Origin of the sequence: Mesorhizobium sp. M0761 (assembly GCF_040320205.1) — a bacterium.
Taxonomy (GTDB): domain Bacteria; phylum Pseudomonadota; class Alphaproteobacteria; order Rhizobiales; family Rhizobiaceae; genus Mesorhizobium.
This window is the reverse complement of sequence record NZ_JAMYPF010000005.1, coordinates 366990-378719: the sequence shown is the minus strand read 5'-3', so window position 1 is coordinate 378719 and position 11730 is coordinate 366990. Positions and strand designations below refer to the sequence as shown.

General features: G+C 64.6%; 12 protein-coding genes and 1 pseudogene. 5 read left to right on the top strand and 8 right to left on the bottom strand.

Annotation, left to right across the window (positions count from 1 at the left end; all coding sequences use genetic code 11):
* Positions 1 to 7: 7 nt before the first annotated feature.
* The 6 genes and pseudogenes from NKI32_RS11470 to NKI32_RS11445 all read right to left on the bottom strand — a co-directional run bounded on the left by NKI32_RS11470 (position 8) and on the right by NKI32_RS11445 (position 4534).
* Complete coding sequence (locus tag NKI32_RS11470; protein ID WP_023745160.1) at positions 8 to 748, bottom strand: FAD-binding oxidoreductase; 741 nt, start codon at positions 746 to 748, stop codon at positions 8 to 10.
* The gene (locus NKI32_RS11465) at positions 745 to 1356 is read right to left on the bottom strand and encodes a sulfite oxidase-like oxidoreductase (protein ID WP_023684287.1); all 612 of its coding nucleotides are present in this window, start codon (positions 1354 to 1356) and stop codon (positions 745 to 747) included. Before NKI32_RS11465 ends, NKI32_RS11470 begins: the two co-directional genes overlap by 4 nt.
* A gap of 134 nt (positions 1357 to 1490) precedes the next feature.
* Positions 1491 to 1721, bottom strand: a pseudogene (locus NKI32_RS11460) (PDZ domain-containing protein); the annotation flags it as partial.
* A 15-nt stretch (positions 1722 to 1736) separates the two neighbouring features.
* Positions 1737 to 2501, bottom strand: a complete 765-nt coding sequence (locus NKI32_RS11455; RefSeq protein WP_031196287.1) for an MBL fold metallo-hydrolase — start codon at positions 2499 to 2501, stop codon at positions 1737 to 1739.
* Positions 2501 to 3667: a diphosphate--fructose-6-phosphate 1-phosphotransferase gene (locus NKI32_RS11450; RefSeq protein WP_353002646.1), complete on the bottom strand. Its 1167-nt coding sequence runs from the start codon at positions 3665 to 3667 to the stop codon at positions 2501 to 2503. The genes NKI32_RS11455 and NKI32_RS11450 overlap by 1 nt, the downstream gene beginning before the upstream one ends.
* A 99-nt stretch (positions 3668 to 3766) precedes the next feature.
* The gene (locus tag NKI32_RS11445) at positions 3767 to 4534 is read right to left on the bottom strand and encodes a L,D-transpeptidase (protein ID WP_023668871.1); all 768 of its coding nucleotides are present in this window, start codon (positions 4532 to 4534) and stop codon (positions 3767 to 3769) included.
* A gap of 229 nt (positions 4535 to 4763) precedes the next feature.
* On the opposite strand from NKI32_RS11445, the gene NKI32_RS11440 reads away from it, so the two are divergent.
* The 3 genes from NKI32_RS11440 (at position 4764) to xylB (ending at position 8273) form a co-directional block, all read left to right on the top strand.
* Positions 4764 to 5387 carry a LysE family translocator gene (locus tag NKI32_RS11440; RefSeq protein WP_023696914.1) on the top strand — a complete coding sequence of 208 codons (624 nt, stop codon included), beginning with the start codon at positions 4764 to 4766 and terminating at the stop codon, positions 5385 to 5387.
* Positions 5388 to 5411: 24 nt separating this feature from the next.
* Positions 5412 to 6737: a tetratricopeptide repeat protein gene (locus NKI32_RS11435; RefSeq protein WP_353002644.1), complete on the top strand. Its 1326-nt coding sequence runs from the start codon at positions 5412 to 5414 to the stop codon at positions 6735 to 6737.
* 81 nt (positions 6738 to 6818) lie between these two features.
* Positions 6819 to 8273, top strand: coding sequence for a xylulokinase (gene xylB, locus NKI32_RS11430; RefSeq protein WP_353002643.1), 1455 nt, complete (start codon positions 6819 to 6821; stop codon positions 8271 to 8273).
* A 188-nt stretch (positions 8274 to 8461) separates the two neighbouring features.
* Here the strand turns inward: xylB and NKI32_RS11425 are convergent, their stop codons facing one another.
* Positions 8462 to 8824, bottom strand: a complete 363-nt coding sequence (locus NKI32_RS11425) for a nuclear transport factor 2 family protein (RefSeq protein ID WP_023668867.1) — start codon at positions 8822 to 8824, stop codon at positions 8462 to 8464.
* A 113-nt stretch (positions 8825 to 8937) separates the two neighbouring features.
* On the opposite strand from NKI32_RS11425, the gene xylA reads away from it, so the two are divergent.
* On the top strand, positions 8938 to 10263 hold the full coding sequence (gene xylA / locus NKI32_RS11420; RefSeq protein WP_023725901.1) for a xylose isomerase: 1326 nt from the start codon (positions 8938 to 8940) through the stop codon (positions 10261 to 10263).
* A gap of 205 nt (positions 10264 to 10468) precedes the next feature.
* Positions 10469 to 10672, top strand: a complete 204-nt coding sequence (locus tag NKI32_RS11415; protein WP_023702513.1) for a hypothetical protein — start codon at positions 10469 to 10471, stop codon at positions 10670 to 10672.
* Positions 10673 to 10733: 61 nt separating this feature from the next.
* On the opposite strand, the gene NKI32_RS11410 is transcribed toward NKI32_RS11415, so the two are convergent.
* The gene (locus NKI32_RS11410) at positions 10734 to 11714 is read right to left on the bottom strand and encodes a GlxA family transcriptional regulator (RefSeq protein ID WP_023725900.1); all 981 of its coding nucleotides are present in this window, start codon (positions 11712 to 11714) and stop codon (positions 10734 to 10736) included.
* Positions 11715 to 11730: the final 16 nt, after the last annotated feature.

The following is an 11730-nucleotide window of genomic DNA, read 5'->3' as shown; positions in this document are numbered from 1 at the left end:
GGCCCTCTCAGACGCCATAGCGCTCGGTGCGGATGATTTCCGCTGGTATGCCGGCGTCGATCAGCGCCTGGGCAGCCGCCGAGACGAAGGCGTTCGACCCGCAGACGAAGGCGAGCGCCGGCGGCCGCGGCAGCCGCGTGAGCGCCTGCATGACCATTGCCGTGTCGATGCGCCTCGAATAGTCGGACGGGCGCCGTGCCGCCTCGCGCGTCAGCGTAAGCACCAGCTCGAACCCGTCGCGGCGGTCACCGAGACCGATCAGCTCGTCGCGGAAGATCACCTCGTCCCAGACCCGCACCGAAAACATCAGCGCCACCGGCACCGCCGATTTGCGCAAGGTTCGATGCCGCACCATCGCCATCAGCGGCACCACGCCGGAGCCGCCGCCGACCAGAAGCAGCGGCCCGCCATCCCCATCGGACCAGACGAAATGGCCGCCGAGCGGCCCGCGCAGTTCGATCTCGTCACCGACCGCGGCGATGTCGTGGAAGAAGGGCGAGACTTCACCGTCGTCGAGCTTCTCGATCGCCAGCTCGATCGTGGCGCCGCTCTCCGGCGCCGAGGCGATGGAATAGGAGCGGCGCGCCTGGTAGCCGTCAGGCGCCGTCAGCCTGACGTCGACATGCTGTCCGGCGCGATAGGCGAATGGCCGTGACAGCGCGAAGAAGAAACTGGTGACGCGTGGCGTCCGCTTTTCGATCCGGGTGATTTTCGCCGTCTGCCAGGGAGATTGCGGCGCTTCGCTCATGGATCGCCGCTATAGCGCTGCTCGCGCCACGGGTCGCCATAGATGTGATAGCCGCGCAATTCCCAGAAGCCCGGCTCGTCGCGCTCGGTGAACTGCAGCCCGTTCAGCCATTTGGCCGATTTCCAGAAATAGAGATGCGGCACCAGGAGCCGCGCCGGGCCGCCATGGTCGGCAGTGATCGGCTTGCCTTCATAAAGGAGCGCCACCATCGCCTTCCCCGCGGTGAGATCCTTGGCCGGCACGTTGGTGGTGTAGCCGTCATAGCCATGCGCCAGCAGGAAGCCGGTCGGCGCTTCGATACCGGCATCGGCAAGGATGTCGTCGACCAGCACGCCTTGCCAGGCGGTATCGAACTTGGTCCAGGCGGTAACGCAATGGATGTCGCGCGTCATCTTGGTCAAGGGCAGCGCGTTGAACTCGGCCCAGTTCCACTTCTTGATCGGGCGTGGCCCGTGCTTGAGCGTGAACGACCAGTCCTCGGTGCGCACGCGCGGCGTCGGCCCCGCCGACAGCACCGGAAAGCCCTGTTCGAGATACTGACCGGGCGGAATGCGCGCATCGGTCTCCGTCGGAGGCTTTCGACCGGAGGAAAAACCGCGAGTGACCATCGGACTGTCCGTTTTTAGCAGGCCATTGCCGGCCTGCCGTAATGTTCTCGAAGATGTCGCGGCGGGCAACAGGAATTTTGGCGGGGCCGTGCGGCAGGCCTGCCGATCGTTCAGCGAGCCCGCCGCATCATGACTCAACCGGCGGCGAAGGGTACGGCGACGAAGATTTGCGCGTCGCCCCGGTCGACCAAAAGCAGCACCGACTTCCGGCCCGATCTGCCGGCCTCGGCGATCGCCTGGTTGGCTTGCCGCGCATCCCGCACGGGCGACCGGTCGACGGCGACGATGACGTCGCCCGGCTGCAGGCCGGCATTGGCAGCTGCCTTGTCCGGATTGACGCGCTCGACCACGGCGCCACGCTGGTTCCAATCCCAATGTCGTCAGAGGCCTCCGGTGCGCCTGAGATAGGCTGTGGCGATCTCGCGCATCCGGTTGCCGTCGAAGCTCGGCCCATGGCCGCCATGGCCGAGGCGAACAGGCAGGTCAAGGAGCCGCTGCATGGTACGGCGATAATCAGGCCGGGAGGAATCCGGCAGGTCGTCGATCAGCGTGGAATCGTAGATGGCGTCGCCGGCAAAGAACAGGCCGTCTGCCTCGTCGAACAAAGCGATCGAATCCGGCGAATGTCCGGGCAGATGCAGGACGCGGAACTGCCGGTCGCCGAGGTCGACGATGTCGCCCTCGTCCAGCGTGCGCGTCAGCGGCGCCGGCGGAATCTTGTAGTCGGCCGCCGTCCAGCCCGGCGCCGGCAATTTCGAAACGGCGCCGTCGAGATTACAAAACATGTAGGCGTAGGTCACCTGATCGTTCATGGTCTCGAAATGCTCGGCACTGTGCCGCGGCCCGGCGCGCAGCGGAAACTCGTGCAGCGAGCCGACATGGTCGAGATGGATGTGGGTGGCGACAACGATGAGCGGCTTGCCCTCGGGCGTGTCGATCTCAGGCGCCAGCGGGCAGATGCCCATGCCGGTGTCGACCAGCAGGTCGGCGTCGCGTCCCCTGAAATGCCAGATGTTGGCGCGCACGAAATCATGCACGAACGGCTCGGTCAGCATCGTCGTGCGGTCGTCGATGATCGTCTTGCCGAACCAGTCGCCGACAACGCGCTCGCCACCAAAACGGGTGCCGCCAAAACGGCCGCCCATCAGACGAAGGGATTTCCCACCTTGTATTTTTCCGGCACCAGCCGCTTCAGGTAAGCCATGCCCGCTTCCGACAGCTGGTTGACATCGGGCTTCATGAAATCGTCGGGCATATGGCGCGTCTTGCCGGCGACGTTCTTCAGCGGCACCTTCTTCAGCAAGGTTTTCGTGCCGTCATATTGCAGCGCCACCGAGCCACCGCCTTCGCTGGCAACGGCAACCGCGAAGGCGCCGGCGTCGAAAGCCTCCTGCGCGTCGACGGCACTGATCGAGCCGACATAGCCGCGCGGCATGTAGCCAAGCGCATCGACGCGGGCGCGCTTGCCCGGCAGGCCTTCGGCGAGCGCACGTTCCAGAGCTGACGGCAGGTCGCTGCCCGACAGTTTGACGTTGCCATGCGCGTCGCGCTCGAGCTTGTCCGGCGGCACCAGGCTTTCGACCAGCGCCTTGCCGTCGGCGGTGCTGACACCTTCGGAGACGGCGACGATGCAGCGCTTGTGGCGGTCGAGCGTGGCGCGCACGTCGTCGATGAAACCGGCGGCGGAGAATGGCCGTTCCGGCACGTAGACCAGATGCGGGCCGCTGTCGGGATCGAGCTGCCAGGCTGCAGCCGCCGCGGTGAGGAAGCCGGCATGCCGGCCCATGACGATGCCGACATAGATGCCGGGCAATGCGCGGAAATCGAGATCGACGGACAGGAAGGCGCCGGCGACGAATTCGGCCGCCGAGATGAAGCCCGGCGTGTGGTCGTTTTCCTCGAGGTCGTTGTCGATGGTTTTTGGCGCATGGACGAAAGCGATGCTGCCGCCGGCGGCGTCGGTCAGAATCTGCTGCGTGCCCGACGTGTCGTTGCCACCGATGTAGATGAAAGCGTCGGCGCCGGCCTTCTTCAACCCGTTGAGGATGACTTCGCAATAGGCAGCGTCGGGCTTGTCGCGTGTCGAGCCGAGCGCGGCACTCGGCGTGCCGGCGATCAGCCGCAGCCGGTCCTCGGGGATGGCGGAGAGGTCGACATAGTTGCCGTCACGAATGCCGCGCACGCCGTGGAGCGAGCCCAGCACCTTGGCGCCGGGATGGCGCTTGCGGACTTCCAGCGTGGCCCCGACAACCGTCTGGTTGATGACGGCGGTCGGGCCGCCGCCCTGTGCGATGACAAACGTTCCAGCCATGCTCGATCTCTCCCGGCGCTGTGGTTTTCAAGGCACCTTGGCCTAGCTTGCCGCATCGCGCAACGGGAGTTTCCAGCGGCGCCAAACCGCCGCACAGGATCAGACGACCACGACCGGGTTCTTCTTGGAAACGCGGCTGTAGAGGTCGATGATATCCTGGTTGATCAGGCGCACGCAGCCCGACGACATCGCCTGGCCGATGCTCGCCCATTCCGGCGAACCGTGTATGCGGTAGCCGGTGTCCTTGCCGTCCTGGTAGATGTAAAGAGCGCGTGCGCCGAGCGGGTTGGTGAGGCCACCGGGCTGGCCGTTTTGCCACTTCACCAGTTCCGGCTTGCGCTGGATCATCTCCGGCGGCGGCGTCCAGGTCGGCCATTCCTTGCCGTACTGGATGTTGGCGCGGCCGGACCAGCGGAAGCCGTCCTTGCCGATGCCGACGCCGTAGCGAATGGCGTCGCCGCCCTCCTGCACCAGATAGAGCTTTCGCTCCTGCAGATGGACGACAATGGTGCCGGGCGCCTCGCCGGTCTCGTTGACGACGATCTGGCGGCGGAACTCCGGCTTGACCTTCTGATAGGGCACCGCCGGCACTTCGAAGCCGCCATCGTTGAGCGAAGCGTACATGACATCGGGGCCGGTGACGTTCTTGTCGACGCTGATCGCCGGACGGATCGGCCGCACCGAGCCGGTGACCGTGTCATCCAGCTGGAATTGCGGCAGCTCGAGCGTCGAAGTGCTGCAGCCGGCCATGCCGAGCAGCGTCATGGCGCCGGCCCCTGACAGGACGAAGCGGCGGGAATAGAGATGTTCGGTCTCGTTTGCGTCGCCATTTGCTGGCGGCGTCACATTCTGCGGCAACTCACGCATGCACCCAAACCCTACGCTGTCGGCGGGAAACACGGTCCGGCCGGATAGCAGGCAGTTTCGCCAAACATGGTTGAAAAAGGGTGAAGGCCCAACGACCGGTCTTAAGCCTGTGCCGCCAATAGCCGCAGCGATCTGGCGAAATGGTCCGCCGTGCATTTTTGGGAGAGGGCTCTTTACATTCCTCCGCACACGAGGATTTATCCTTTTCTTTGCGCTCAAGGAGACAAAGATGTCGTTCGAAAACTGGGCCGCCTTCGCCGCCGCCTCCACCGTCCTGCTCATCATTCCCGGCCCGACCATTCTTCTGGTCGTGTCCTATGCGCTGGGCCAGGGCTGGCGCACCGCCTTGCCGATGGCCGTCGGCGTGGCGCTGGGCGACTTCACCGCCATGACCCTGTCGATGCTGGGCATCGGCGCGCTGCTGGCCGCGTCGGCGACCGTGTTCACCATTCTGAAGCTGATCGGCGCCTGCTATCTGATCTATCTCGGGGTAAAACTGTTTCGCGCCGGCGGCGCGCTCAAAGCCGAACCACGCACAGATGCCGTCTCGGCCGCCAAGATGATGGCGCACGCCTGGCTGGTCACCGCACTCAACCCGAAGAGCATCACCTTCTTCGTCGCCTTCCTGCCGCAGTTCCTCAATCGGGAAGCCGATTTCTGGACACAGATGCTGATCTTCGAAGCGACCTTCCTGGCGCTCGCCTTCGCCAATGCCTTTGGCTACGCGCTGATCGCGGCGCGCGCCCGCAACGTCGTACGCAACCCCAAGGCGATCCGCATCTTCAACCGCACCGGCGGCACGCTGCTGGTCGGCGCCGGGATCGCCACGGTGGCGATGCGCTCGGGCAATTAGGAACTGCGGAGCATCAGGGCCGATATGGCAGTAAGAGATCCATTCGGCCTGATGTTTTCGGGCGCGACCGAGGCCGGGTTTTCACCCTACAGCCAGGCCGTTCATGAATTGCAATGCTTCGTCGGCGACCCGGTCGGCTCCGTTGACCGCGCCATATCGGCGGATCCCGGTTTCGTCATGGCGCATGTCTTCAAGGGGTATCTGTTCGGCCTCGCCACCGAACGCGAGGCAACGGCGGTCACCCAGGCATGCCATGCTGCGGCACTGCCGCTTGCCGCGACGCCGCGCGAACAGGCGCATGTGGCGGCCCTTGGCCACCTTGCCGAGGGACGCTGGCATGACGCCGCGCGCCTGCTCGAAGATATCGCCATCGACAACCCGCTCGACGCGGTGGCGTTGCAGGTCGGCCACCAGATCGACTTCTTCACCGGCAATGCCCGCATGCTGCGCGACCGTATCGGCCGTGCGCTACCGTCCTGGCAGAGCGGCATGCCAGGTTATCACGCCATACTCGGCATGCGGGCGTTCGGGCTGGAGGAAATGGGCGACTACATCAGGGCTGAAAAGCTTGGCCGGCAGGCGGTCGAAATCGAGCCGCGCGACGGCTGGGCGCAGCACGCGGTCGCCCATGTCATGGAGATGCAGAGCCGGCAACGGGACGGCATTGCCTGGATGCGCGCCAACCCCGAGGCGTGGACCAAAGAAAGCTTCCTGCAGGTGCATAATTGGTGGCATCTGGCGCTGTTCCACTACGATCTCGGCGAGACCGACGAGGTGCTCAAGCTCTATGACGGGCCGATCTATGGCGAGCGTTCGACGCTGGCGCTGAACATGGTCGACGCCTCTGCGATCCTATGGCGGCTTTATCTCGGCGGTGTCGATGTCGGCGACCGCTGGGCAGCGCTCGCTGCCAACTGGGCGCCGAAGGCTGGAGCCGGCAATTACGCCTTCAACGATGCGCATGCGATGATGGCATTCGTCGGCGCCGGTCTCGAAGCGCCGGTCAACATCTTGCTCGAAGCCCAGCACGAGGCGATGCGCGGCAGCGACGACAACGCCGCCTTCACCCGGGATGTCGGCCAGCCACTGACGGAAGGCATCAAGGCATTCGGCGAGGGCAATTACAGCGAAGCGGTGCGCCTGATCCGACCGATCCGCGCCATTGCCCATCGCTTTGGCGGCAGCCACGCCCAGCGCGATGTGATTGATCTCACGCTGATCGAGGCGGCGTTGCGCGCCGGCGACACGGCGCTTGCCTGGGCGTTGACGGCCGAGCGCGCACTGGTCCGGCCGGACAGTCCGCTGTCGGCGCTGTTTTCGCAACGCGCCGCCAATTTGTCAGAGAATTGACCCGCGGCGGATCTTGTTTTAAAAACTGGCGAGCCAGATTTTTTCGAGACCCGAAAAAATTAATGGCAATGGGAGGAATGCATGTATCTCGGCCTCGATCTCGGCACGTCGGGCGTCAAGGCGCTGTTGATCGATGCCGGGCAGAAGATCATCGGCTCCGGCCATGCTTCGCTTGACGTATCGCGGCCGCATCCCGGCTGGTCCGAACAAAACCCCGCCGACTGGATCCGCGCCTGCGAGACCGCCATTGCCAAGCTGAAAGCCTCGCACCCGAAAGAGCTTGCCGCGGTCAAGGGCATCGGCCTTTCCGGCCATATGCATGGCGCCACCTTGCTCGATGCCGGCGACCAGGTGCTGCGCCCCTGCATCCTGTGGAACGACACGCGCAGCCACGCGGAGGCCGCCGCGCTGGATGCCGACCCGCACTTTCGCCAACTGACCGGCAACATCGTCTTCCCCGGTTTCACGGCGCCGAAACTCGCCTGGGTGAAGAACAACGAGCCCGCGGTTTTCGCCAAGGTTGCAAAAGTGCTTTTGCCGAAGGATTACCTTCGGTTCTGGCTGACCGGCGAGCATATCTCAGAAATGTCGGACTCCGCCGGCACCTCCTGGCTAGATGTCGGCAAACGGCGTTGGTCCCCCGAATTGCTTGCGGCGACATCGCTCGACGAAAGGCAGATGCCGTCGCTGGTCGAAGGCACGGAGAAGGCCGGAGCCTTGCGCGCCGAACTGGCCGCCAGCTGGGGCATAGCATCGGGCACCCCGGTTGCCGGCGGCGCCGGCGACAATGCTGCTTCGGCCTGCGGCATGGGCACGGTCGGCGCCGGCCACGCTTTTGTGTCGCTGGGCACATCTGGCGTGCTGTTTGCCGCCAACGCTTCCTACCTGCCCAATCCGGCAAGTGCGGTCCACACCTTCTGCCATGCCCTGCCCAACACTTGGCACCAGATGGGGGTCATCCTGTCTGCGACCGACTCGCTGAACTGGCTGTCGGAGATTTCAGGCAAGAAGGCCGGCGAATTGACCGCCGAACTTGGCGATGTGCTGAAAGCGCCGAGCGGGGTGTCGTTCCTGCCCTATCTCTCGGGCGAGCGCACGCCGCACAATGATTCCGCCATTCGTGGGTCCTTCACCGGACTGGCGCATGAATCCGGCCGCGCAGTGCTGACGCAGGCCGTGCTAGAAGGCGTCGCCTTCGCCTTCCGAGACAGTCTCGAAGCCTTGAAGACGGCGGGCACGATCTTGACGCGGGTGACGGCGATCGGCGGCGGCTCGCGCTCGCGCTACTGGCTGAAGGCGATCGCCACGGCGCTGCAGGTGCCGGTGGACATTCCGGCCGACGGCGATTTCGGCGCGGCGTTTGGGGCGGCAAGGCTTGGGCTGATCGCTGCAATCGGAGCCGATCCGCTGGCGGTGTGTACGGCGCCGAGGACGGATGCGACGATCGAGCCGGATGCTGCGCTTGGCGGGGCGTATGCCGATGCCTACCAGCGCTACCGGGCGCTATACCCGGCGATCAAAGGCGTGACCGCGTGAGTCGGCGCGAGGCACCCCCCTCTGCCCTGCCGGGCATCTCCCCCGCAAGGGGGGAGATCGGCAGCGTCGGGTATGCCAGTCTTGTAAGGTGGGTGATTAGCGAAGGCGTGGATGCCCGCCAATCTCCCCCCTTGCGGGGGAGATGCCCGGCAGGGCAGAGGGGGGTGTCTCGCGCCACCCTTAATCGATCACTGCGCCGGCACCTTGTCCAGAAACCCGGTGACGCTCTTCAGGCGCCCATTTTCGATAACACCGATATCGGTGCCTTCGATAACCGACGGCACGCCTTCCGGCCCAAGATTCCACGAGAAGCGGATGCGGTCGCCAAACCCGTCCGGCGTACCCTTCAGCGAGAACCGGAAGCCGGCGAAGCGCTGCTGTACGCCGTCGATCAGCCCAGCAACGCCGGCGTGGCCGTCGCCCTGCATGAGCGGATCGCGGTAGCTGACGTCTTCGGTGAAAGTGGCCTTGAGCAGTTCGGCACGGCGATCCGCATCGGCCTCGTTCCAGGCGGTGATGTAGTTCTCGGCGATCGTGTTGAGGTCGGTCATGGTCTGTCTCCTTCGTTGAGTGGCTTTGACACGAGCCTTTTCACCCCAAGCGAGAGCGAAACCAATTACGCCTGAGGTAATCAGGGCGAACTATTCGAGAGAGGACAGAAATCATGAGCAGCGGATTTTTCGGCGACATCAAAGCGATCAAGTATGAGGGGCCGGATTCGACCAATCCGCTGGCCTACCGCTTCTACAATCCCGACGAGGTGGTGGCCGGCAAACGGCTGGAAGACCATCTGCGCTTCGCCGTCGCCTACTGGCATTCTTTCGCCTGGCCGGGCGGCGATCCCTTTGGCGGCCAGACCTTCGACCGGCCCTGGTTTCCCAAGGCTGGCGGCATCGACACGATGGAGCTGGCCAAGCTGAAAGCTGACGTCGCCTTCGAGATGTTCTCGCTGCTCGGCGCCCCCTATTTCTGCTTCCACGACGCCGACGTGCGGCCCGAGGGAAAGGATTTCTCCGAAAGTGCCGCGCGGCTCGACGAGATCGGCGACTATTTTGCCGCCAAGATGAAGAAGACCGGCGTCAAGCTGCTCTGGGGCACGGCCAACCTGTTCTCCAACCGCCGCTTCATGTCGGGCGCCGCCACCAATCCCGATCCGGATGTCTTCGCCTATGCGGCGGCGACGGTGAAAAGCTGCATCGACGTCACCAAGCGGCTGAAGGGCGAGAATTATGTACTGTGGGGCGGGCGCGAGGGCTATGAAACGCTGCTCAACACCGATCTTGCCCGCGAGCAGGAGCAGGCCGGGCGCTTCCTCCATCTCGTCGTCGACTACAAGCACAAGATTGGCTTCAAAGGCACGATCCTGATCGAGCCGAAGCCGCAGGAGCCGACCAAGCATCAGTACGACTACGACGTTGCCACGGTCTACGGTTTCCTCAAGCGCTTCGGGCTGGAGAAGGAAGTGAAGCTGAACATCGAGCAGGGCCACGCGATACTTGCCGGCCATTCCTTCGAGCACGAGCTGGCGCTGGCCAATGCGCTCGGCGTCTTCGGCTCGATCGACATGAACCGCAACGACTACCAGTCGGGCTGGGACACCGACCAGTTCCCCAACAATGTGCCGGAGATGGCGCTGGCCTATTATCAGGTGTTGCAGGCCGGCGGCTTCAAGACCGGCGGCACCAATTTCGACGCCAAGCTGCGCCGCCAGTCGCTCGACCCGCAGGACCTGTTGATCGGCCATATCGGCGGCATGGATTCGTGCGCACGAGGTCTCAAGGCAGCCGCGAAGATGGTCGAGGACAAGGCGCTGTCGGGTCCGCTGGCCGAGCGCTATGCCGGTTGGAACACGGCCGAGGGCAAGGCGATGCTGTCGGGCAAGCGCTCGCTGGAAGACATCGCCGAGCGCGTGGTGAAGAAGAAGATCGAGCCGCAGCCACGCTCCGGCCGCCAGGAGTTGCTGGAAAACATCGTCAACCGCTACGTCTGAGGGCGGAAAGCCGATTCGTTGTGCTCAAGGGTGGCTGGATAACATTCCGGCCGCCCCGGAATGGGGTTTGCGCAAGACCCTATCCGACGACAAGGGTTTGCCCTTTGGCGCCCCTCAATGACCTCGCTCTTGCCTTCAAACTGCCGTCACGTATCTCGTATAAGAGGTCCGTTGTGGCGGGTGAAAGGAAGGAGGCGAACCGATAATGCAATACGAACGCGAAATCGACGCCCTGCTCTCATCCGGCGAGACCGGATCGATCATCGACCGGCTGATGGCGCTGCCGCGGCCGACCGACAGCGTGAAAAACGAATGGGATCGGGCTGTCAGCAGCCGATTTGAACTCCGTCTGGCGAGGCAGATCCGCTCGCAGATGGACGCCGGCGGCGAACGACAGAACGCAGCCTGATCTCCCTTTGTCTGTGCATGTCGTTATCCCAAAACCGCGACACACTTTTGGGCGACATGCATCAACCTCGGCGCAGCCTGACCGGGGCTTCGCCGAACGCTCTTGAAAACGCTCTGGAAAATGCCGCGGCGGACGAGAACCCCGTCCGCCCGGCAATATCCGCCATGGCGATTCGCGTGTCGACCACCAGCCGACGCGCCGCGCCCAGCCGCAGTCTGAGATAGTAGGCGCCGGGCGTCTCGCCGATCGATTTTCGAAAGATGCTTTCCAGCGTGCGGGCCGTCACGCCCGCGCGTTTCGCCACCGCGTCGATGGTGAGCGGCTGGTCGACATGCGATTCCATCAGACGGATGGCCTGCGCCAGACGCGGATCGTAGCCGTCGAGCCGGCCGAGCGAGACCAGCGGCTGCGCATCGTTGGCGGCGCGCGCCTGGTCGTAGATGAAGACGCTGGCGACATCGAGCGCCACGGCCATGCCGAGCCGCGTGCGGATCAGATGCAGCATCAGGTCGAAGGTCGGCGACGCCCCGCCGGAGGTGAACACCGGCCCGTCGATGACGTAGCGGTCCGGGCGTACGTCGACGCCGGGAAAGGCGGAGGAAAAATCCTCCATGTCTTCCCAGTGGGTGGTGGCGCTGCGGCCTTCGAGCAGGCCGGCGCGCGCCACCAGCCAGGTGCCGGCCTCGACGCCGCCGCAGGCGCGAGCCGCGCGGGCCGCTCGCCGTAATCCGGAAAGCAGAGCCGATGTCGCGTAATTCTGGGTGCCGAAGCCGGCGACGACGACAAGCACGTCGCTCGGCTCGGCCGCATCGAAGCGGCCCCTGACCGCCACCGGCAGGCCGCATGTGGTGACCGGCGCCTCGCCGGTGACCGAGACCAGTTTGAAATCGAACAGCGTCTCGCCTGAGATGCGATTGGCGGCGCGCAGCGGGTCGACGGCCGACGCCACGCACATGATGGACGAGCCTGAAAACACCAGCAGCGTCACCTTGAGCGGCGATCGCTCGGCGCGAAAGATGGTCGGTTTTTCGCTTTTGATCATGAGAGCTTCGTAAATC